The 22,122-nt window shown below is 62.3% G+C and carries 19 protein-coding genes; 13 read left to right on the top strand and 6 right to left on the bottom strand.

Features of this window, described 5'->3' with window-relative positions; all coding sequences use genetic code 11:
• Positions 1 to 7 precede the first annotated feature (7 nt).
• On the top strand, positions 8 to 1,534 hold the full coding sequence (locus FSO04_RS00795; protein ID WP_154557913.1) for an AMP nucleosidase: 1,527 nt from the start codon (positions 8 to 10) through the stop codon (positions 1,532 to 1,534).
• 64 nt (positions 1,535 to 1,598) lie between these two features.
• Here FSO04_RS00795 and FSO04_RS00790 read toward each other — a convergent pair whose 3' ends face one another.
• Complete coding sequence (locus tag FSO04_RS00790) at positions 1,599 to 2,129, bottom strand: chromate transporter (protein WP_154557912.1); 531 nt, start codon at positions 2,127 to 2,129, stop codon at positions 1,599 to 1,601.
• A complete protein-coding gene (locus FSO04_RS00785) occupies positions 2,126 to 2,695 on the bottom strand; it encodes a chromate transporter (protein WP_154557911.1) in 570 nt (189 codons plus the stop codon). Before FSO04_RS00785 ends, FSO04_RS00790 begins: the two co-directional genes overlap by 4 nt.
• A gap of 97 nt (positions 2,696 to 2,792) precedes the next feature.
• Here FSO04_RS00785 and FSO04_RS00780 point away from each other — a divergent pair, with 97 nt between their 5' ends.
• A complete protein-coding gene (locus FSO04_RS00780) occupies positions 2,793 to 3,710 on the top strand; it encodes a transcriptional regulator GcvA (RefSeq protein ID WP_154557910.1) in 918 nt (305 codons plus the stop codon).
• Positions 3,711 to 3,789: 79 nt separating this feature from the next.
• Here FSO04_RS00780 and FSO04_RS00775 read toward each other — a convergent pair whose 3' ends face one another.
• The gene (locus FSO04_RS00775) at positions 3,790 to 4,533 is read right to left on the bottom strand and encodes an LOG family protein (RefSeq protein ID WP_054034825.1); all 744 of its coding nucleotides are present in this window, start codon (positions 4,531 to 4,533) and stop codon (positions 3,790 to 3,792) included.
• Position 4,534: 1 nt separating this feature from the next.
• Between FSO04_RS00775 and polA the strand changes: the two genes are divergently transcribed.
• The 3 genes from polA to FSO04_RS00760 all read left to right on the top strand — a co-directional run bounded on the left by polA (position 4,535) and on the right by FSO04_RS00760 (position 9,769).
• Positions 4,535 to 7,276, top strand: coding sequence for a DNA polymerase I (polA, locus tag FSO04_RS00770; protein WP_154557909.1), 2,742 nt, complete (start codon positions 4,535 to 4,537; stop codon positions 7,274 to 7,276).
• A 177-nt stretch (positions 7,277 to 7,453) separates the two neighbouring features.
• Positions 7,454 to 8,806 (top strand): NAD(P)/FAD-dependent oxidoreductase, encoded by a 1,353-nt coding sequence (locus tag FSO04_RS00765; RefSeq protein WP_154557908.1) that lies wholly within the window; start codon positions 7,454 to 7,456, stop codon positions 8,804 to 8,806.
• Between the two features lie 90 nt (positions 8,807 to 8,896).
• Positions 8,897 to 9,769, top strand: a complete 873-nt coding sequence (locus FSO04_RS00760) for a dienelactone hydrolase family protein (protein ID WP_154557907.1) — start codon at positions 8,897 to 8,899, stop codon at positions 9,767 to 9,769.
• 153 nt (positions 9,770 to 9,922) lie between these two features.
• On the opposite strand, the gene FSO04_RS00755 is transcribed toward FSO04_RS00760, so the two are convergent.
• Together FSO04_RS00755 and FSO04_RS00750 are read right to left on the bottom strand one after the other, a co-directional pair.
• Positions 9,923 to 10,792 carry a sulfurtransferase gene (locus FSO04_RS00755; protein ID WP_154557906.1) on the bottom strand — a complete coding sequence of 290 codons (870 nt, stop codon included), beginning with the start codon at positions 10,790 to 10,792 and terminating at the stop codon, positions 9,923 to 9,925.
• Between the two features lie 184 nt (positions 10,793 to 10,976).
• The gene (locus FSO04_RS00750) at positions 10,977 to 12,083 is read right to left on the bottom strand and encodes an aromatic ring-hydroxylating oxygenase subunit alpha (RefSeq protein ID WP_154557905.1); all 1,107 of its coding nucleotides are present in this window, start codon (positions 12,081 to 12,083) and stop codon (positions 10,977 to 10,979) included.
• Between the two features lie 287 nt (positions 12,084 to 12,370).
• On the opposite strand from FSO04_RS00750, the gene FSO04_RS00745 reads away from it, so the two are divergent.
• The 4 genes from FSO04_RS00745 to folE2 all read left to right on the top strand — a co-directional run bounded on the left by FSO04_RS00745 (position 12,371) and on the right by folE2 (position 16,686).
• Complete coding sequence (locus FSO04_RS00745) at positions 12,371 to 12,679, top strand: exodeoxyribonuclease VII small subunit (RefSeq protein WP_054034828.1); 309 nt, start codon at positions 12,371 to 12,373, stop codon at positions 12,677 to 12,679.
• Positions 12,676 to 13,557 carry a polyprenyl synthetase family protein gene (locus FSO04_RS00740; RefSeq protein WP_054034829.1) on the top strand — a complete coding sequence of 294 codons (882 nt, stop codon included), beginning with the start codon at positions 12,676 to 12,678 and terminating at the stop codon, positions 13,555 to 13,557. The genes FSO04_RS00745 and FSO04_RS00740 overlap by 4 nt, the downstream gene beginning before the upstream one ends.
• A gap of 85 nt (positions 13,558 to 13,642) precedes the next feature.
• Positions 13,643 to 15,550, top strand: coding sequence for a 1-deoxy-D-xylulose-5-phosphate synthase (gene dxs, locus FSO04_RS00735; protein WP_154557904.1), 1,908 nt, complete (start codon positions 13,643 to 13,645; stop codon positions 15,548 to 15,550).
• A gap of 329 nt (positions 15,551 to 15,879) precedes the next feature.
• Entirely contained in the window at positions 15,880 to 16,686 is an 807-nt protein-coding gene (folE2, locus tag FSO04_RS00730) for a GTP cyclohydrolase FolE2 (RefSeq protein WP_154557903.1), read from the top strand.
• Between the two features lie 124 nt (positions 16,687 to 16,810).
• On the opposite strand, the gene tsaD is transcribed toward folE2, so the two are convergent.
• Positions 16,811 to 17,839 carry a tRNA (adenosine(37)-N6)-threonylcarbamoyltransferase complex transferase subunit TsaD gene (gene tsaD / locus FSO04_RS00725; RefSeq protein WP_097394777.1) on the bottom strand — a complete coding sequence of 343 codons (1,029 nt, stop codon included), beginning with the start codon at positions 17,837 to 17,839 and terminating at the stop codon, positions 16,811 to 16,813.
• A 133-nt stretch (positions 17,840 to 17,972) separates the two neighbouring features.
• On the opposite strand from tsaD, the gene FSO04_RS00720 reads away from it, so the two are divergent.
• The 4 genes from FSO04_RS00720 (at position 17,973) to dnaG (ending at position 22,103) form a co-directional block, all read left to right on the top strand.
• Entirely contained in the window at positions 17,973 to 19,190 is a 1,218-nt protein-coding gene (locus tag FSO04_RS00720) for a BaiN/RdsA family NAD(P)/FAD-dependent oxidoreductase (protein ID WP_154557902.1), read from the top strand.
• Between the two features lie 68 nt (positions 19,191 to 19,258).
• Entirely contained in the window at positions 19,259 to 19,471 is a 213-nt protein-coding gene (rpsU, locus tag FSO04_RS00715; RefSeq protein ID WP_154557901.1) for a 30S ribosomal protein S21, read from the top strand.
• Positions 19,472 to 19,706: 235 nt separating this feature from the next.
• On the top strand, positions 19,707 to 20,153 hold the full coding sequence (locus FSO04_RS00710; protein WP_154557900.1) for a GatB/YqeY domain-containing protein: 447 nt from the start codon (positions 19,707 to 19,709) through the stop codon (positions 20,151 to 20,153).
• Positions 20,154 to 20,231: 78 nt separating this feature from the next.
• Entirely contained in the window at positions 20,232 to 22,103 is a 1,872-nt protein-coding gene (gene dnaG, locus FSO04_RS00705; protein WP_168435514.1) for a DNA primase, read from the top strand.
• Positions 22,104 to 22,122: the final 19 nt, after the last annotated feature.

Raw genomic sequence — 22,122 nt, 5'->3', positions numbered from 1 at the left:
AATGAAGATGAACAACGATACCAATCAACGCGCGGTGCAGACTCCCGCCAACAGCTTCCCAACCGAATCCTTTGACGACGCGGTCGAGGCCGTCACGCGTCTGTCGGCGATCTATGAAGCGAACACCTCGTTCCTGCGCGACGCCTTCGCGCGCTACCGCCGCAACGAACTGTTCGAACGCCGGGTGCGCGCCTGCTACCCGTTCGTCAGAGTGCGCACCGAAGTCAACACGCATATCGACTCGCGCCGCTCGTACGGTTTTGTCGCGGGCCCGGGCGTGTTCGAGACTACGGTCACTCGGCCCGATCTGTTCGGCAACTACTATCGCGAGCAATTGCGCCTGCTGGCGAAAAACCATCACGTGAAGATTGAAGTCGGTGTCTCCGACCAGCCGATTCCGATTCACTTTGCTTTCGCCGAAGGCATCCATCTCGAGGGCGATCTGGATCGCGAGCGCCTGTTCCTGATGCGCGACGTGTTCGATACGCCGGACCTCGCGCTGCTCGACGACCGCATCGTCAACGGCACGTATGAGCCGCTGCCGGGCGAGCCGCATCCGCTTGCGCTGTTCACGGCGGCGCGGGTGGATTTCTCGCTGCATCGGCTGAAGCATTACACGGCGACCTCGCCCACGCATTGCCAGAACTACGTGCTGTACACGAACTATCAGTTCTATATCGATGAGTTCGTCAAACTCGGCCGCACGATGATGGCCCATACCGACGACGAAGAACTGCGCGCCTATCGCAGCGAATACACGTCGTTTGTCGAACCAGGTGACGTGATCACGTACAACGAGAATCTCGGCGAGCAGGCGCAGGAAGGCACGGCGCCGCCGCGTCTGCCGCAGATGCCTGCGTATCACCTGAAGCGTGCCGACGGCAGCGGCATCACGATGGTCAACATCGGTGTCGGACCGTCGAACGCGAAGACGATCACGGATCACATTGCCGTGCTGCGGCCGCATGCGTGGATCATGCTTGGGCACTGCGCGGGTCTGCGCAATACGCAGCGTTTGGGCGACTATGTGCTGGCGCACGGCTATGTGCGCGAAGATCACGTGCTCGACGACGATTTGCCGCTGTGGGTGCCGATTCCTGCACTTGCCGAAGTGCAGGTGGCGTTGGAACGCGCGGTCGCGCAGGTCACGCAACTGGACGGCGTCGAGTTGAAGCGCGTGATGCGTACGGGCACGGTGGCGAGCGTGGATAACCGCAACTGGGAGTTGCGCGATCACCGTGAGCCGGTGCAGCGGCTGTCGCAAAGCCGCGCGGTCGCGCTCGACATGGAAAGCGCGACGATTGCGGCCAACGGGTTCCGTTTCCGCGTGCCTTACGGCACCTTGCTATGTGTGTCGGACAAGCCTTTGCATGGCGAATTGAAATTGCCCGGCATGGCGGATCAGTTCTATCGCGCGCAGGTCGATCAGCATTTGCAGATCGGTGTGAAGGCGATGGAGTTGCTGCGGATGAATGGCTTGCATCGTTTGCATAGCCGTAAGTTGCGCAGCTTCGCGGAAGTGGCGTTTCAATAAGCGCCTCTTGATAGGGCGCGGTAAGGCGAGGGCGAGCGTCTGCTCCTCTCCTCGCCTTACCGCCTTAAAACTGCCCAAACCCTGTCAGCCCGATCAAGCTCCCCGCCGCCAGCAACCACAGCGGATGAATGCGCGTCTTCAACGCCAGTACGGCGGTAAATGCGCAGATTGCCCATGCAATCGCCGTCGGGTTCGACGCTTCGGCGATCAAGGACGCGCTTGCCGCGACGATGCCTGCCGTCACCGGCACCAGTCCTGCTTGCGCGTAACGCCGCCACGGACGGTCCTTGAACCGGTCCCACGCATGCAGCGCAAGAATCGTCACGAGCGACGAAGGTCCGAACTTCGCCACAGAAGTCACCAGCATCCCCGCCCAACCCGCCACATGCCAGCCGACCAGCGTGACAATCATCAGGTTCGGCCCTGGCGCCGCTTGTGCGAGCGCGAACAGCGCGCTGAATTCGCTGGCCGGCATCCAGTGATGCACATCCACCACCTGTCGCTGCATCTCCGGAAGAATCGTGTTGCCGCCACCGAACGCGAGCAGCGAAAGCTGACTGAAAATGATGGCGAGAGAAATGAGCGTGTCGTTCATCGTGCGGCCCTCGACGCGATGTAGATGCTGAGTGGCGTGAGCACCAGCATCGTAGGCAGAAGCGGCAGGCGCATGATGGCGATCGCGATGAAGCCGAGCGCCGCGATAAGCGCGGCCATCGGTTTATCCCGCAACGGCAGAAGGATTTTTACGGCCATCGAGATCAGCAGACCGGACGCTGCGGCGGCAAGACCGGCAAACAGATGGCGAATGTGTGGGTCGTTTTGCGTATGTTCGTACAGCACGCCAAGGCCGATCACCACCAGCGATGGCCCGGCGATCAACCCGAGCAACCCCGCCAGCGCACCCGGCACGCCGCGAAAGCGCATCCCGATCGCCACCGAAAGATTGATCACATTGCCGCCCGGCAGGAATTGGCACAGGCCCAGCAAGTCGGTGAATTCCGCGCCGGTCAGCCAGCGCCGTTGCTCGACCAGGGCGCGCCGCGCCAGCGGCAGTGCGCCACCGAATGAGATCAGCCCGAGGCCGAGAAAGCCGCTAAAAATTTCCCGCAATGTGGGCGTGGGCGCCCGGTCGGCCGTGATTGAGGTGAGATCGTGATCCATATCGCTAGGCTTCCAGTTCAAGCTCTGGAGGTTAGCGCCGAACCCTCGCTGGGCAAAACGATTTTTGAGCGCGCCTTTGTGATCTAGAATCACAAGCATGGCTCGTAATCTTCCTCCTTTTCCGGCGCTGCGTGCCTTCGAGGCTGCCGCACGGCATGAAAGTTTCACCGCCGCAGCGAACGAATTGCATGTGACGCACGGTGCAATTAGCCGGCAAGTCGCAGCTTTCGAAACATGGCTCGGCGTGCAGGTGTTTCATCGCCGCGGCAAGCGCGTGCGCCTGACCGACGACGGCCGCCGCTATCTGGCCACCGTCCAGGCCGCGTTCGACAGCATCGCGCTTGCTACGGATCAATTGCGTGATACGGGCGTCGTTCACGTTTTAAGGGTGAATGCGCTGCCGACTTTCGCAATGAAGTGGCTGCTGCCGCGGCTTCATCAATTCCAGCGCAAGGTGCCAAATGTGGAGCTGCGCCTATCGACTTCAAACGCACCGGTCGAAACGCTGGACGGCTTCGACGTCGCCGTGCGGCGCGGGCCGGCGCATTGGCCGAACTGCGTGAGCGGCCATTTTCTTGGCGAGAGCGAGATCCCGGTGTGCAGTCCCACTCTCCTGCAACGCTCACCAATCAAGGCGGCCGACGATCTCGCGAAGCACGTGCTGCTGCATTCGGACACGCGGCCCGATGCGTGGAGCAACTGGTTATCGGCGGCAGGGGTCACGGCGACATGCCGGAAGAAGCAGTCGTTCGACCACTTCTATCTGGCCTTGCAGGCCGCGGTGGATGGACTCGGCGTAGCGCTCGGCCCGTTGCCTTTGCTGGCGGATGAGCTGGCATCGGGACGGCTCGTCGTGCCGTTGGCCGGTCCGCGTATCGATGCGCGCGGCTATTGGTGGGTGGCGAGGCGGGAGGTCGCGCAGGCGCCGCTAGTGGCGCAGTTCTGCGAATGGCTGCAAGCGCAGGGTGATCAGACCGACGTAGCGGAAGCGAGCGACCTGGAGGCCACTCGCTAGAACCCGCATGCGTTGCTCTGCTAAATACGCATTGAACATCAGCAAGCTGACTTCGCGCACGAGGCGCGAAGAGCCAGCATCACAGATAGAACATCCGGTCCTCATCCGATTTGGCCGGATGCGGTTCGGCTTCTTCGCGGTCTTCATAGAACTTCAGCACTGCTTCGAGCACCTGGTCCGGATCGTCGATTACCTGCATCAAATCCATATCCGTTGGATTGATCAGGCCCATCGGCGTGAGCGAGTTCTTGAACCACGCAAGCAGGCCTTCCCAGAACTCGCCGCCCACCAGAATGATCGGCACGTGGCGCGACTTCTTGGTTTGAATCAGCGTGAGGACTTCGGCGAGCTCGTCCAGCGTGCCGAAACCGCCCGGCATGACGATCACCGCATCCGAGTTCTTCACGAACGTGACTTTGCGCGTGAAGAAATGGCGGAAGCGCAGCGAGATGTCCTGCCATTGATTGCCCGATTGCTCGTGCGGCAGTTCGATGTTCAGGCCGACCGAAGGGGCTTTGCCTGCATGGGCGCCCTTGTTGGCCGCCTCCATGATGCCGGGGCCACCGCCCGAGATGACCGCGAAGCCGGCGTCCGACAGCTTGCGTGCGATCTGCGTGGCGAGTTTGTAATACGGCGAGTTCGGTTTCAGGCGCGCTGAACCATAGATGCTGACAGCCGGACGAATCTCCGAGAGGTACTCGGTCGCCTCGATAAACTCTGCCATAATCGTGAACATCTGCCACGATGCGCGGGCCTTCTTAGCCGTAGCGCGCTCTTGATCTGCGAGTGATCGCAGACTCGGAATCACTTTTCTCTTAGTCATAATGCCTGAAGAACGAAGCCTTGAAGGTAAGACCCTGCTATTGGTCGACGGTTCGAGTTATCTGTACCGGGCCTACCATGCGATGCCTGATCTGCGCGGACCCGAGGGTGGCCCGACGGGTGCGCTCTATGGGATGATCAACATGCTGCGGCGCATGCGCAAGGAAGTTACCGCAGAGTATAGCGCGTGCGTGTTCGACGCCAAGGGCAAAACGTTCCGCGACGACTGGTATGCCGACTATAAGGCGAACCGCCCGTCGATGCCGGAGGATCTCGCGCGTCAGATCGAGCCGATTCACGTCGCCGTGCGTGCGCTCGGCTGGCCGCTCCTGATGATCGAAGGCGTCGAAGCTGACGACGTGATCGGCACGCTCAGCACCGCGGCGGAAAAGCGCGGCATGAATGTGATCGTGTCGACTGGGGACAAGGATCTGGCGCAGCTCGTGTCGGATCATGTCACCCTCATCAATACGATGACTAATGAGAAGCTCGACCGCGAAGGCGTGATTGCCAAATTCGGCGTGCCGCCGGAACGCATCATCGACTACCTGTCGTTGATCGGCGATACCGTCGACAACGTGCCCGGCGTCGAAAAATGCGGGCCGAAAACGGCGATCAAATGGCTGACGCAGTACGAAACCCTCGATGGCATCGTCGCACATGCGGACGAGATCAAAGGTGCGGTAGGAGACAATCTGCGACGTGCGCTCGATTTTCTGCCGATGGCGAAGAAACTCGTCACCGTCGAGCGCCAATGCGATCTGACCGGCCATATCGTGTCGATCGAAGAGAGCCTGGAAAGCCGGCCGGAATCGCGCGAGGAACTGCGCGACGTGTTCAGGCGCAACGGCTTCAAGACCTGGCTGCGTGAGGTGGAAGTCGCCGAAGTCGTGGAAGGTCCCGAGACCGATGTACCGCCCGCGCTCACCGTGGATCACGAACGTCACTACGATACCGTGCAGACCTGGGAGCAGCTCGACGCGTGGCTTGAGAAAATCAACGCCGCCGAGTTGACTGCATTCGATACCGAAACCACCTCGCTCGACCCGATGACCGCGCAAATCGTGGGCCTGTCGTTGTCGGTCGAACCCGGCTATGCCGCTTATGTGCCGCTCGCGCATCGCGGTCCGGACGCACCCGTGCAACTGCCGCGCGACGAAGTGTTGGCGAAGCTCAAGCCGTGGCTGGAAAGCACCGAGCACAAGAAGGTCGGCCAGCACATGAAGTACGACGAACAGGTGCTGGCGAACTACGGCATCGAAATGCGCGGCGTCGAACACGACACGCTGCTGGAATCGTACGTGCTCGAATCGCACCGTACGCACGACATGGACAGCCTCGCGCTGCGCCATCTCGGCATCAAGACGATCAAGTACGAAGAGGTCGCGGGTAAGGGCGCGTCGCAAATCGGTTTCGACGAAGTCGCGCTGGACAAAGCCGCCGAGTACGCGGCGGAAGACGCCGACATTACCTTGCGTCTGCATCAGGCCTTGTATCCGCAAGTGGCCGCGGAGAAGACGCTTGACTACGTGTATCGCGACATCGAAGTGCCGACCTCGCGCGTCTTGCGCAAGATGGAGCGCACCGGCGTGCTGATCGACGCGGAAAAGCTGCGCGCGCAAAGCAGCGAAATCGCCACGCGTCTGATTCAACTGGAAAGCGAAGCGTACGTGTTGGCCGGTGGCGAATTCAATCTTGGTTCACCGAAGCAGATCGGTCAGATCTTCTTCGAGAAGCTCGAATTGCCGGTGGTCAAGAAGACCCCGAGCGGCGCGCCGTCCACCGACGAAGAAGTGCTGCAAAAGCTCGCTGAAGACTATCCGTTGCCGAAGATCCTGCTCGAACACCGCGGTTTGTCGAAGCTGAAATCGACCTACACGGACAAGCTGCCGCGCATGGTCAACGCTCAAACCGGTCGCGTGCATACGAACTATGCGCAGGCGGTGGCGGTCACGGGCCGGCTGGCGTCGAACGATCCGAATCTGCAGAACATCCCCGTGCGTACCGGCGAAGGCCGCCGCATTCGCGAGGCGTTTATCGCCCCGCCGGGACACAAACTCGTCTCCGCCGACTACTCGCAGATCGAATTGCGCATCATGGCGCACATTTCCGGCGACGAATCCCTGCTGCGTGCGTTCTCGCAAGGCGAAGACATTCACCGCGCCACTGCCGCGGAGATTTTCAGCGTGACGCCGCTCGAAGTGTCGAACGATCAACGGCGCGTGGCGAAGGTCATCAACTTCGGCCTGATCTATGGCATGAGCGCGTTCGGTCTTGCCGCGAACCTCGGCATTACGCGCGACGCGGCCAAGTTGTATATCGACCGCTACTTCGCGCGTTATCCGGGCGTTGCGCGTTATATGGACGAAACGCGTCTGAGCGCGAAGGCCAAGGGCTACGTGGAAACGGCGTTCGGCCGCCGCCTGTGGCTGCCGGAGATCAACGGTGGCAACGGTCCGCGCCGTCAGGCAGCAGAGCGCGCGGCCATTAACGCGCCGATGCAGGGCACGGCCGCTGACCTGATCAAACTGTCGATGATCGCGGTGCAGAAGTGGATCGAGGAGTCGAAGGTCGGTACGCGCATGATCATGCAGGTGCACGACGAACTGATCCTCGAAGTGCCGGACGCGGAATTGTCCGACGTACGTAAGCGCTTGCCGGAACTAATGTGCGGTGTCGCCGCGCTGAAAGTGCCGCTGGTCGCTGAAGTGGGTGCCGGCCTGAACTGGGAGGAAGCGCATTGACGTGCATGTGACGGCGCGCGTGATAGGCGATATCGTCGCGCGCATGTCACACATGCGTATTGATGGCTTGTGACAACCCGCGCCGCTCGCGGACAATCGCCAGGACAGACGGCGCGCGTTTCATGCTTCATGCGCGCCGTCGCGACGCATAACCCATCGGCAAATACGGAGAGTTCAATGCATCGTTTTATCGTCGTTGGCGGGGGCGCGGGGGGATTGGAACTGGCGACGCGCTTAGGCGACCGCTATTCGCCCCACAAGAACAAAGGCGGTGTGCGCGCGCAAGTGACGCTCGTCGACCGTAATCCAACCCATATCTGGAAGCCGCTGTTGCATGAAGTGGCCGCCGGCAGCATGGACCCGTTCACCCAGGAACTCGAATATGCGGCGCAGGCGCGCTGGCACGGCTTTGAGTTTCAGCAGGGCGATCTGACCGGTCTGGACCGCGCGAACAAGCGTCTCACGCTCGGTACCGTGCTCGACGACGACGGCGCCGAATTGCTGCCCGCACGCGAACTCGAATACGACACGCTGATCATCGCGATCGGCAGCACCACGGCGTTCTTCGGCGTAAAGGGTGCGCCTGAGTTTTCCCTGGCGCTCGATACGGTCAGCCAGGCGGAGCGCTTCCGCAAACGCCTGATCGCGGCCTGTATGCGTGCGGAGCATCAGGTGCATGAACCTGTCGAATCGAGCCCGGGCACGTCGTCGACCTCCACTGAGCCGCGCATCCAGGTGGCGATCGTCGGTGGCGGCGCGACGGGTGTCGAACTCTCGGCTGAGTTGCGTAATACGGCCCAGGTGTTGTCCGCGTACGGTTTGCATAAGCTCGATCCGCGGCACGACGTCGGCATCGTGCTGATCGAGGCGGGGCCGCGCATTTTGCCGGCCTTGCAGGAGCGCGTGTCGACGGCCACCGCCGAATTGCTCACCAAGCTCGGCGTGAAGCTGATGATCGGCGAGACGGTGGCCGAGGTCGCTCCGGGCATGATCCGCACGGCCAGCGGCAAAACTGTACGCGCCGATCTGACGGTATGGGCGGCGGGCATCAAGGCGCCCGCCATCCTGAGTGAACTGGACGGCCTACCGGTCAACCGTCTGGGGCAACTCATCGTTCGCCGCACGCTGCAAACCGAAGTCGACGACAACATCTTCGCGCTCGGCGATTGCGCCGCTTGCCCATGGCCGGGCAACGAGCGTAACGTGCCGCCGCGTGCGCAAGCGGCTCACCAGCAGGCGAGCTTCCTGATGAAGGCGCTTGCGGCACGGCTCGAGAATAAGCCGCTGCCTGAATTTACCTATCGCGACTTCGGCTCGCTGGTGTCGCTCGGGCACTTCAGCGCGGTCGGCAATCTGATGGGTGGCGTGATCGGCGGCAATATGCTGATCGAAGGGCTGTTCGCGCGCTTCATGTACATGTCGCTGTACCGGTTGCATATCGCGGCGCTGCACGGCTACGCGCGGATGGTGCTCGACACCTTCGCGCACTGGTTGCGACGCACCACGCTGCCGCGGGTCAAGCTGCACTGAAGGCTGACTGCGCTCGAGAAGGTTGCATCTGCAACAGGATGCGGGTGAAGCGTATCCTGTTGCCTCCAACCTTCACACGAGGAGCGCCGCATGCTGAAACCCGATATCGACAGCCTGGTCCCGCACGTTCCCTTCAATCGACGCACCTTCATCAAAGCCGCCCTCGGCACCGGTTTCGCCGCGGCCGTGCTGCCGGTGTCGGCGCAAACCATCCATACCGATAGCGACGGTCTTGAAGCCGGCGAGATTGGCGTGCGTTCGGGCGACACGCTGGTGCCGGCCTATCGCGCGCAGCCGAAGGGCAAGACGCATTTGCCAGTGATCATCGTCGTGCATGAGGCCTTTGGCGTGCACGAGCATATCGCCGATGTGTGCCGGCGCTTTGCGAAGCTGGGGTATCTGGCGATCGCCCCGAACCTGTTCGAGCGGGAGGGTGATCCTTCGGTGCTGCCGACCATCCAGCAGATCGACGATCAGATCCTGAGCAAGGTGCCGGACGAGCAGGCCATGGCCGATCTCGATGCGACCGTCATGTGGGCCGGCGAACATGGCGGCGATCTGAACCGGCTCGGTGTGAACGGTTTTTGCTGGGGTGGGCGTATTTCGTGGCTGTATGCGGAGCACAATCCCCGGCTGAAGGCTGCCGCGGCTTGGTATGGGCGCGTAGTGGGCGCGAAGAACGCGATGACGCCGGCCAATCCGCTTGACCTGGTGGCGGAGCTGCATGCGCCGGTACTGGGTTTATATGGGCTCCAAGACAAGAGCATCCCGCAAGCCACGCTCGAGCAGATGAAACAGGCCATCGCGCAGGGTCCGCAGGCGGGGCGCGGCTCGCAATTCGTCGTGTACGACGACGCGGGCCACGCGTTTTTCGCGGATTACCGGCCGAGTTACAAGGAGGCTGATGCCGAGGATGGCTGGCGACGTGCGCTGGTGTGGTTCAAGCAGCATGGGGTCTCCTGAGGGCGTGCGCTTGCCTGACCGGTGGTGCGTCTTGATGTCGTCGCTAACGTGCCCAAAGGGTGCGTCGATACGCTCGCCTTAAAGAATAAGAAAGGCCGTGGCCGCTGGAAAGCGGCCACGGCCTTTTGCTATTCGTCCCGCTTGATGGGCCGCTTAAGGATTCGGGCCCGTTGCAACCGGCCGCTTCGGATCAGAACTCCATTCGCTCCACGACCCTGCATACAGCGCCGCGCCATGCATGCCGGCGATCTCCATCGCGAGCGCGTTCACGCACGCCGTCACGCCCGAGCCGCATTGCAACACGACGTGTTCCGGCGGCGTGTCGCCCAGCAACGCATGGAATTCCTCACGCAGCGTGTGTGCCGGCTTGTAGCGGCCGTCGGCGGTGAGGTTGTCCTTGAAGAACCGGTTGAGCGCACCAGGAATATGGCCGCCGACGCGATCCAGCGTTTCGTTTTCACCGCGATAGCGATCGTTCGCGCGCGCATCGACCACGACGCGTTCTTTCGTGCCGAGATTGCGCTCGACGGTCTGCGCGTCGACGGTGACAGAAAGCGGCGCCCCCGCTTTGAAGTCACCGGTATTCTGCGCCGGCGCGTCTTGTGTCAGCGGTTGAGCGGCGGCCTCCCAGGCTTGCAGTCCGCCGTCGAGCAGCGCAACCGCATCGTGGCCGAGCCAGCGCAGCAGCCACCATGCGCGCGCGGCGTACATGCCGCCTTGCGCGTCATACGCGACAACCTGCTGACCCTGCTTGAGCCCGCGCGACTCCAGCGTTTCCACCAGCCTTGCACGATCCGGCAACGGATGGCGGCCATTGTGGCCGTTCTTCGGCCCCGACAGATCACGATCGAGGTTCAGATAGTGCGCACCCGGCAAGTGCCCGGCCAGATAGGCTTTTTCGCCCGCCTCGGTGTCCGCCAGATCGAAACGGCAGTCGATGACGAACACGCTGCCCGGCGCGGCGGCCAGCCGTTCCGCGAGGTTTGTCGCGGAGATGAGTGTGGTGTAGTGAGTGTGGGGCATGACGTCTCCAGTCCCATGCAAGATGGTTGCGGCGCTTACGCGGCGGCTTGAGGCCGTTAGCGAATGGCCGAACGATACTGATAGTCTAAACAAAAAAAGACGGGCCGAAGCCCGTCTTCCATGTTTTGATGCGGTTCGCGCCAGGATCGGCATCAAACACCGATGCATGCGGACCGCGCGCGAATCAGATCGCGCCGAGTTCACGCCGCAAGAACTCGTGGAAGTGCTGCATGCCGTCTTCCATCGGGCTCTGATACGGGCCGACCTGCGATTCGCCGCGGTCCATCAGCGCACGGCGGCCGGCGTCCATGCGTTCGGCGATCTCGTCGTCTTCGCGGGCCGTTTCCATATAGGCAGCGCGCTCGGCTTCGACAAACTCGCGTTCGAACAGCGCGATTTCCTCAGGGTAATAGAACTCCACCACATTGGTGGTTTTCTGCGGACCACGCGGAATCAACCACGACACGACCAGCACGTGCGGATACCACTCGATCATGATGCCGGGGTAGTACACCATCCAGATCGCGCCGAAATCGGGCGGATTGCCGCCGCGAAAGCGCAGCACTTCGTCGTGCCATTTACGGTACGTCGGGCTGCCCGGCTGCTCCAGATCCTTGTGGACGCCAACCGTCTGCACGCTGTACCACTCGCCGAACTCCCATGTCAGATCGTCGCAATTGACGAAGCTGCCGAGGCCCGGATGGAACGGCGCGACGTGGTAGTCCTCCAGATAGACCTCGATGAAGGTCTTCCAGTTGTAATTGCACTCGTGCACTTCGACGTGATCGAACATGAAGCCCGAAAAATCGAAGTGTTGCTTGGTGCCGAGGCGTGCCAGATCCCGCGCGACGTCGCGCCCCTGCGCTTCGAACAGCAGGCCTTGCCAGTTCTGCAGCGGCGTGGCGCCGAGATTCAGGCAGGGGTTATCCGCAAAATGAGGTGCACCGAGGAGCTGGCCGTTCAGGTCATACGTCCAGCGATGCAGGGGGCAGACGATGTTCTCCGTCTGGCCGCGGCCGTTGAGCATGATGGCTTGCCGGTGGCGGCACACGTTCGACAGCAGTTCGACTTGTGACTGCTGGTTACGGACGAGCACACGCCCTTCGCTCTCGCTCGGCAAAGCAAAATAATTTCCCGCTTCGGGCACCATGAGATCGTGGCCGATGTAGCGAGGACCTTTCTTGAAAAGGGTGTCGATTTCGCGCGTTAGAAGCGCTTCGTCAAAGTAAGCCGTGACTGGCAGCTGGCTGTGGACAGACCGCAACTGCAATGCATTGCTCAGATTGGACATTCCCACTCCCGTGAAGACGTGAAAGCAGTGAACAACCCAACCATCGATAGATTCGATTTAGGGAGCCCGCGATTATACCCGATTCCCCCTCCTCGGGGCGCTTAAGTGCCTGATTTGGGTCAAAAATGTCAAGGAAGTTCAAGGTTTTCGCCGCAGACCAATCGTTTTTTTTCTGCGAGACTGAGGGTCGGGCGCGAAGGGCAAAGGCGGGGCGCGGGCTGGCGATGGGATCGGAAATGTCGCTTTTGCCGTAGAATGTCCGACTTGTTTTAATTTTGCGACTATTCATGGCGAAGACCGCGTCGAAAGATACTGCTGCCGCGCCTGCTGAAGGCGTCGATACCACGCCGTTGCCCGAGAACTACGAGGCCGCCCAGGCTGAGCTGGAAGGGTTGGTGGCGCGCATGGAAGGCGGCAATCTCAGCCTCGAGGAATCGCTCACCGCCTACCGGCGCGGTGCGGCGCTCGTCGCGTTTTGCCAGCAGCAGCTCGAGAAGGTCGAGCAACAGGTGCGCGTGCTCGATGGCGAGACGCTGAAGCCGCTGCCTATGAATAGCGCAGGCACAGCCGCTACTGAAAGCGGGGACGACCTATGACATTCGAACAATGGACACGCTCGGTACTCGAACGTGTCGAATCGGCACTAGAACACTATCTGCCGACGGAAGCGACTGAGCCGGCCAAACTGCATGAAGCCATGCGCTACGCCGTGCTGGGCGGTGGCAAGCGGGTGCGCCCGCTGCTGTGTCACGCGGCCGGCGAACTGACCGGCGCGCGCGCCGAGTGCCTGGACGCGGCCGCGGCGGCGCTGGAAATGATTCACGTGTACTCGCTCGTGCACGACGACATGCCCTGCATGGACGACGACGCGCTGCGTCGCGGCAAGCCCACGGTGCACGTCAAGTATGACGAAGCCACGGCGCTGCTGGTCGGCGACGCGCTGCAAGCGCAGGCATTCGTCGCGTTGACGTCGGACGTGCTGGCGCCGGCGCAGCAGGCCGCGCTGGTGCGTGAACTGGCTTTGGCGAGTGGCTCGATCGGCATGTGCGGCGGGCAGGCCATTGATCTCGCAAGCGTCGGCCATACGCTGACGCGTCCGCAGCTCGAAACCATGCACCGGATGAAAACCGGTGCCTTGTTGCGTGCCGCGGTGCGCATGGGTGCGCTGGCGGGCGAAACGCCGAATGCGGACGCCATGCGTTCCCTCGACGCGTATGCGGCCGCCGTAGGCCTCGCGTTTCAGGTCGTCGACGATATTCTCGACGTCACGACCGATTCCGCAACGCTTGGCAAGACAGCAGGTAAAGACGCGAAGGACGGCAAGCCGACCTACGTGTCGATTATTGGGCTGGATGCGTCGCGTGCGCTCGCAGCGCAACTGCGCAGCGACGCCCACGCTGCGATTGCGCCGTTTGGTGCGCGCGCGCAGCGTCTTGCCGAATTGGCCGACCTGGTGGTGAACCGGGTTAGCTGAACGCGAAAGCCCGCCGCCGCGCACCTTTGCTACGGGGTGCATGTATGAAGTGCGGGCGCGTAAGTTTTCCTACAATGGAACGACGATGTACGACTTGCTGAAAACTATCGACGACCCGGCAGCCTTGCGCCGCCTCGATCGCCGCCAATTGCAACCGCTTGCCGACGAGTTGCGTGCCTTCGTGCTCGACAGCGTATCGCAGACGGGCGGCCATCTTTCGTCCAACCTCGGCACGGTCGAGTTGACCATTGCTCTGCACTATGTGTTCGACACGCCGCGCGACCGGATCGTGTGGGATGTCGGCCATCAAACCTACCCGCACAAGATCCTGACGGGCCGCCGCGACAAGATGCACACGCTGCGTCAGCTCGGCGGCATCTCGGGCTTTCCGAAGCGCGACGAGTCGGAATACGACACTTTCGGCACCGCGCACTCCAGCACGTCGATCTCGGCCGCGCTTGGCATGGCCGTTGCCAGCAAGCTGCAGGGCGAGAACCGCATGGGCATCGCCGTGATCGGCGACGGCGCGATGACGGCCGGCATGGCCTTCGAGGCGATGAACAACGCCGGCGTCGAAGACGACGTGCCGCTGCTGGTCATCCTGAACGATAACGACATGTCGATTTCGCCGCCGGTCGGCGCGTTGAATCGCCATCTGGCGCGCCTGATGTCGGGCCGTTTCTACGCCGCCGCGCGTGCGGGCGTCGAACGTGTGCTGCGCGTCGCGCCGCCTATGCTCGATCTGGCCCGCAAGCTCGAAGAGCACGCGAAGGGCATGATCGTGCCGGCTACGCTGTTCGAAGAGTTCGGTTTCAACTACATCGGCCCGATCGACGGTCACGACCTCGATTCGCTGATCCCGACGCTGCAGAACATCAAGGAACTGCGCGGTCCGCAATTCCTGCACGTCGTCACGAAGAAGGGGCAGGGCTACAAGCTGGCCGAGGCCGATCCGGTGCTGTATCACGGCCCGGGCAAGTTCAATCCGGCTGAGGGCATCAAGCCCGCCACCACGCCGTCGAAAAAGACGTACACGCAGGTGTTCGGCGAATGGCTGTGCGACGCGGCCGAGCTGGACGCGCGCGTGGTCGGTATTACGCCGGCCATGCGTGAAGGCTCGGGCATGGTCGAGTTCGAGAAGCGCTTCCCGGATCGTTACTTCGACGTCGGCATCGCCGAGCAGCACGCAGTGACGTTCGCCGGCGGCCTGGCTGCGGACGGCATGAAGCCGGTGGTCGCGATTTACTCGACCTTCCTGCAACGTGCTTACGACCAGCTGATCCACGACGTCGCGCTGCAGAACCTGCCGGTGGTGTTCGCCATCGACCGCGCGGGTCTGGTCGGCGCGGACGGCGCCACACATGCGGGTGCTTACGATCTGGCATTCATGCGCTGCATCCCGAACATGACGGTGATGGCTGCGTCGGACGAAAACGAATGCCGCCAGATGCTGTACACGGCATTGCAGCAGCCGAACCCGACGGCAGTGCGCTACCCGCGCGGCGCCGGCACGGGCGTGGCAACGGTCAAGCAAATGACGGCGCTGCCGCTCGGCAAGGGCGAGGTCCGTCGCGAAACGTCGCAACCGGCCGGCAAGCGGATTGCGATTCTGGCATTCGGCACGATGGTTGCGCCCTCGCTGGCGGCCGCTGAGCAACTGGACGCCACGGTGGCGAACATGCGCTTCGTGAAGCCGCTGGACGCCGAACTGGTCCGTCAACTGGCCGAAACGCACGACGCCATCGTCACGGTGGAAGAAGGCTGCGTGATGGGCGGCGCGGGTTCGGCTTGCGTCGAAGCCCTGCTTGAGAGTGGGGTTATGCGGCCCGTACTACAATTGGGCCTTCCGGATCGCTTCATCGATCATGGAGATCCGGCCAAGTTGCTATCCGCGTGTGGTCTCGACGCCGCGGGCATCGCCAAGTCGATTCGCGAACGCTTTCTTTCCAGCGGTGCGGTCGCTGGCCAATCCTCGGTGAAGCGCGTCGCTTGATTGTGTCACTCAGTTGCCTCACTTAGCTCCGTGGATTGGCTGAGTCGTTCAGCTGCACTGCCGTGCGCTACGCCGCGGCTATAGCGGCCATAGCAATCTCCAACTTGAGTCGATGGACCTTCGGGTCCATCATCCAACGCCGGCAGGGGCCGGCGTTTGCCGTTGCGCGACCTGATTCGCACGGCCGCTGAGCGCCCTCAAACGTGTCGTTTTGCGACACCCGCCGATGGGGCAATCCTCCAATCCTTGAAGGGGTTTCCTTCGAGGCGGGGGACTCCCGTAGAGCGGAAAACATGGGACGGCCCGGCGTTTCCTGAAAGGACAAGAATATGAACCAGATGAATCCCGCCTTTGTGATGCCCGACGTGCAGAGCACGCCCGATACGCGTCAGATTCCGATTCAACGAGTCGGCGTCAAGGCAGTGCGCCATCCGTTGACGGTGCGCACGCAAAGCGGCGAAGTGCAGCCTTCTGTGGGCACGTGGAATCTCGACGTGCATCTGCCCGCCGATCAGAAGGGCACGCACATGTCGCGTTTCGTCGCGCTGCTCGAAGAAAACAAGGCGCCGCTCGAGGCGGCCATGTTCCGCACCATGCTCGCCGCGATGCTGGAAAAGCTCGAGGCCGAGGCGGGGCGCATCGAAGTGTCGTTCCCGTACTTCGTGAATAAGACCGCGCCGGTGTCCGGCGTGCAAAGTCTGCTCGACTACGAAGTGACGTTGACGGGCGAGACCCGCAACGGCGCGACGCGTCTGTTCCTGAAGGTGCTGGTGCCGGTCACGAGCCTGTGCCCGTGCTCGAAGAAGATTTCGCAGTACGGCGCGCACAACCAGCGCTCGCACGTCACGATCAACGCGGAGCTAGTGGGCGACGTGGCGGTGGAAGAGCTGGTTCGTATCGCGGAAGAAGAAGCCTCGTGCGAACTGTGGGGTTTGCTCAAGCGTCCGGATGAGAAGTTCGTCACCGAACGTGCCTATGAAAATCCGAAGTTCGTCGAGGACCTGGTGCGTGACGTTGCGCAGCGTCTGAATGCAGACGAGCGCATCGTCGCTTATGTGCTCGAAGCTGAGAACTTCGAATCGATTCACAATCACAGCGCGTATGCAGTGATCGAACGGGATAAGCGGGTGGCGTGATCACGCTTTAGCTTCTTGCTTGCCGCGAATAGAAAAAGCCGCTTTCGAAGCGGCTTTTTCTATGGGGTTGCCATCGTCATCGTTTTGCCCGGTAAGCGGCGGGCGTCGCGGCCTCGTTGCGGGTTCAGCGCGCGAGGGACGTCAGATCCCAGCGCGGCTTCACGGTGAACGCATAGTCTTTACCCGATTGATCGGGCCAGCGTTGCAATCGCAACGCGCCGGCCAACGCGATCATCGCGCCGTTGTCCGTACACAGCGACAAATCGGGGTAATGCACAAAGAAATTGCGTTTCTTCGCCGCGGCGGAAAGCGCTTCACGCAGTTGCCGGTTTGCACCGACGCCGCCTGCCACCACCAGCCGATTGAGCTTCGTCCGTTTGAGCGCGGCCAGCGATTTCGCCGCCAGCACTTCTACGGCCGCATCGACGAAACCACGCGCCAGATCCGCTTTCGCCTGCTCGCAGATATTCGCGCCACCGAGCTTCTTCGCATGCGTGAGAACAGCGGTCTTCAGCCCGCTGAAGCTGAAATCGAGGTCGCCGGAATGCAGCATCGGGCGCGGCAGGACCACTGCGCCGGGCGTGCCGAATTCCGCCATCCGCGACACTTCCGGGCCGCCCGGATAACCTAGGCCCAGCAGCTTGGCGGTTTTGTCGAAAGCTTCTCCGGCGGCGTCGTCCAGCGTTTCACCGAGCGTTTCGTAGACACCCACGTCCGTCACACGCATCAACTGCGTATGGCCGCCCGACACCAGTAACGCGACGAACGGAAACGGCGGCGGCTCGTCCACCAGCAGCGGCGACAACAAGTGCCCTTCGAGATGATGGATGCCGATGGTCGGCTTGTCCCACGCCATGGCCAGCGAGTTCGCCACGCTCGCGCCGACCAGTAGTGCGCCCGCGAGGCCAGGGCCTTGCGTATAGGCGATCGCGTCGATGTCGCTGCGCACCGTGCCGGCGCGCTCCATCACTTCTTCGAGCAGCGGCAGCGCGCGCCGGATATGGTCGCGCGACGCCAACTCCGGCACCACCCCGCCGTACTCCCGGTGCATCGCAATTTGCGAATGCAGCGCGTGCGCGAGCAGTCCGCGCTCTGTGTCGTAGAGCGCGAGACCGGTTTCGTCGCAGGAGCTTTCGATGCCGAGAACGAGCATGGTGGGTGGGTCGCGGATGGGTTGGAGCGGGCACGGAAGCAAAGCCGCTCCAGCGCCTAAAAGTGAAAAGGCAAGCCTGAAAGTATAGCAGTGCGGGCAGGGAGCCGCAGGCGCGCAGGTACAATGCGGCCCCATGGAATCCTTCGATATCGCAGTGATCGGCGCGGGCGCGGCCGGCATGATGTGCGCGGCCGTGGCCGGGCAACTCGGCCGTCGCGTGGTGCTGATCGACCACTCGCAGCGCCTCGCGGAGAAAATCCGCATTTCCGGTGGCGGCCGGTGCAATTTCACGAATCTGTATGCCGGACCGGCCAATTATTTGTCGGCCAATCCTCATTTTTGCCGCTCGGCGCTGGCGCGCTATACGCCGCGTGACTTCATGGCGCTGCTCAAGCGCCATCACGTGACGTGGCACGAGAAGCACAAGGGGCAGTTGTTCTGCGACCAGTCGAGCGACGCGGTCATCAACGTACTGAAGAACGAATGCGACGCGGGCCGCATTGCGTGGCGCACGCCGCTCGCGGTCGACCAGGTGCGGCATGATGCCGAAGGACGGTTCACGCTGGACACCCACTCCGGCCCGATCACGGCCCGCGCGCTCGTGGTGGCGACCGGCGGCCTGTCGATCCCCAAGATCGGCGCCACTGATTTCGCCTATCGCCTCGCCAAGCAGTTCGGCCATAAGCTGATCGACACCCGCCCCGCGCTGGTGCCGCTGACCTTTGCTCCGGCCGACTGGGAGCCGTTCTCGGCGCTCTCCGGCGTGTCGCTCGAAGTGCAACTGGCGACCGGCAACAAGAAGACCGGCTCCGAGTTCAACGAGGACCTGCTGCTCACGCACCGCGGCCTGTCGGGCCCGGGGGTTCTGCAGATTTCGAGCTACTGGCAGCCCGGCGAGCCGATTCACATCAATTTGCTGCCCGAGCAGGACGCCACCACCGCGTTGCTGGAAGCCAAAACCGGCACGAAGCGCCAGATCGCCAATCTGCTCTCGGAATGGGTGCCACAACGGCTCGCCCACGTCTGGCTGGAAACCCACCAGATTCCCGCCGAGGTGCGCGTGGCCGATCTGCCGGACAAGACGCTGCGCCGCGTCGGTGAGGCCTTGTCGCGCTGGACGCTCACCCCGAACGGCACCGAAGGCTACCGCAAGGCCGAAGTCACGCGCGGTGGTATCGACACGCGCGAGCTGTCGTCGGCGACGATGATGAGCGCCCGCACGCCGGGTTTGTACTTCATTGGCGAGGCGGTCGACGTGACTGGCTGGCTCGGCGGCTACAATTTCCAGTGGGCGTGGGCCTCCGGCGTGGCGGCCGGCCAGGCGTCCGCGGAGTACGTTTTAGGGGCTTGACGGCGCAATAGCTTTGTGAGAAAGCTCTGCTATACTCCTGAACCTTTACAAAGTTCCGTTATTGAAAAATGACGACCATCCACGTAAAAGACAACGAGCCGTTTGAAGTTGCCATGCGCCGCTTCAAGCGCACGATGGAGAAAACCGGGCTGCTAACGGAACTTCGCGCCCGGGAGTTTTACGAAAAGCCTACGGCTGAGCGCAAGCGCAAGAAGGCGGCTGCGGTTAAGCGTCATTTCAAGCGTCTGCGTGGCCAGATGCTGCCAAAGAAGTTCTACTGATTCTGGCGTTGCCGCGGTTCCCGTCGAACGGAGCGGCGACATCCAACGGTGACGGCACAGCAGGTGCCATCGCGGAAAACACGGCCCTTCGGGCCAGCCGGCAGGGTCGCATCCACTACGCAAAATTGCGCCAACCCGCTTGAGGAAGCAGTCCCAAGCGGGCGTTTGTGTTGGATGCGGCGCATTGGTACCGTAAGCGGCCGGTTTTTAAATTTTCAACGCATTCAGGTGAGTGATGAGCCTCAAGGACCAGATCAACGACGACATGAAAGCGGCCATGCGGGCGCGTGAGACCGAGCGTCTCGGCACGATCCGCCTGCTGCTCGCCGCGGTCAAGCAACGCGAAGTCGACGAACGCGTCACCCTTGACGACGCGGCGATCATCGCCGTCATCGACAAGATGATCAAGCAGCGCAAAGACTCGATCAGCCAGTTCGAAGCTGCTGGCCGCACGGACCTCGCCGACAAGGAAAAGGCCGAACTGGCCATCCTGTCCGCCTATATGCCGGCGCAGATGTCCGAAGCGGAGATCGTTGCCGAAGTTCAGGCCGCGGTCGCGCAAACCGGCGCTGCGGGCCCGCAGGACATGGGCAAGGTGATGGGCGTGCTCAAGCCGAAGCTGGCCGGTCGCGCCGACATGACCGCTGTCTCGGCGCAAGTCAAAGCCGCGCTCGCGAAGTAATTCCTGTATTTCCGGTCTGCGCGTGCCGTTGTTCGACGGCGCGCACAGCCTTGAGCTTTTTAGGTAGCGTCATTCACTGTGATTCCACCGTCATTCCTGCAGGACCTGCTCAACCGCGTCGATATCGTCGACGTGGTCGGCCGGTACGTGCAGTTGAAAAAGGGCGGCGCGAACTTCATGGGGCTGTGCCCGTTTCACAACGAGAAGAGCCCTTCGTTTACGGTTAGTCCGACTAAACAGTTCTATCACTGCTTCGGCTGCGGCGCGCACGGTACGGCCATCGGCTTCCTGATGGAGCACGTTGGGTCCACGTTCCCCGAGGCGGTCAACGAACTCGCGCAATCGGTCGGGTTGACCGTGCCGAACGAGCCTTCGCCGGGCTATGGCGGCGGTGGCGGCTCCGGCGGGTATTCGCCGGGTGCGTCCAAGGCGGTGACCACGGCGCTGTCCGATGTCATGCAGACCGCCTGCGATTTCTACCGCAAGCAGTTGCGTGGCGCGCCGGTCGCGATCCAGTATCTGAAGAAACGCGGTCTGACCGGCGAGATCGCCGCCCGTTTTGGCCTCGGCTATGCACCGGACGGCTGGCAGAACCTCGAACCGGCCTTCCCCAACTATCGGGATGATTCGCTGGTCGAGTCCGGTCTCGTGATCGTCAGCGAAAAGTCGGACGCACAAGGTCAGAACCGCCGGTACGACCGCTTTCGCGAGCGGATCATGTTCCCGATACGGAATGTGAAAGGGCAGGTGATCGGCTTCGGCGGGCGCGTGCTGGACGGCGGCGAACCCAAATATTTGAATTCGCCGGAAACGCCTCTATTTAACAAAGGCAGCGAGCTTTACGGGCTCTTCGAGGCCCGTCTGGCGATTCGTGAACAGCATTACGTGCTGGTGGTCGAAGGCTATATGGACGTGGTCGCGCTGGCCCAATTGGGGTTCCAGAACGCGGTCGCCACGCTCGGCACGGCCTGCACGCCGATTCATGTGCAGAAACTGATGCGCCAGACCGATACGGTCATCTTCAGCTTCGACGGCGATTCGGCGGGGCGCCGCGCCGCGCGCCGTGCGCTGGACGCCTGCCTGCCCCACGCGGCGGACAACCGGACCATCCGGTTCCTGTTTCTGCCGTCCGAGCACGATCCGGACAGCTACGTGCGTGAATTCGGCACAGAAGCGTTCGCCGAGCAGGTCGAGCGTGCCATGCCGCTGTCGCAGTTCATGCTGAACGAGGTGTTGGCCGGCAAGGAGCTGGATCAGCCGGAAGGCCGCGCCCGTGCGCTGTTCGACGCGAAACCGCTGCTGCAGCAGCTGCCCGCGAATGCGCTGCGCGCGCAGATCATGCATATGTTTGCCGACCGGCTCGACGTGCCGTTCGAGGAAGTGGCCGCTTTATGCGAAGTCGACGCCCGGATCGCGGCGGCCGCCCGATCGGCGCCGGCCCGCAAGGACCGGCGCAGTGTGACCGGGATCGAAGAAAAGACGCTGCGTAATTTGGTGATGTATCCGCGGACCGTGGCGGTGCTCGACGAGGAAGCCGAACAGGCGCTTCTGAGCGTCACGCGGCACGGCGAGCTGTTCGAAGAAGTGACGACGCATGCGCGCGCGCTGGGCGATTCGGCGGAGTTTCAGTTGCTGTCCGACCTGTTGCGAAACGGCGCAAATGCCCCAACTTTCGAGGAAATCTTTCGCAAAATTCTAGACTATGATGAAAACGTCCGGGATTTGCTGCTGAAGGACCCGGAGGATGCGACCGTCATCGAGGAACGGCGCGAGCAGGAACGGATCGTCGGAGAGGAGTTGAAAGCGGCGATTCTGAAGATGCGATACGACGCTTACTGCGATCGCCTCGAGCAGCTTTCGCGGCAATCCCGGCACACGCCGGAGGAGTTTGCGGAGCTGACGGGCCTGAATCAGAAGCGGGCTGAGATGAAGCGCCAGCTCGGGCTGTAAGCGGGATGGCAGAAAGCTG

This window comes from Paraburkholderia madseniana, from assembly GCF_009690905.1.
In the GTDB taxonomy this organism is placed as follows: Bacteria; Pseudomonadota; Gammaproteobacteria; order Burkholderiales; family Burkholderiaceae; genus Paraburkholderia; species Paraburkholderia madseniana.
Note: the sequence above shows the minus strand (reverse complement) of the source record. Positions and strands in the feature narration are given on the sequence as shown.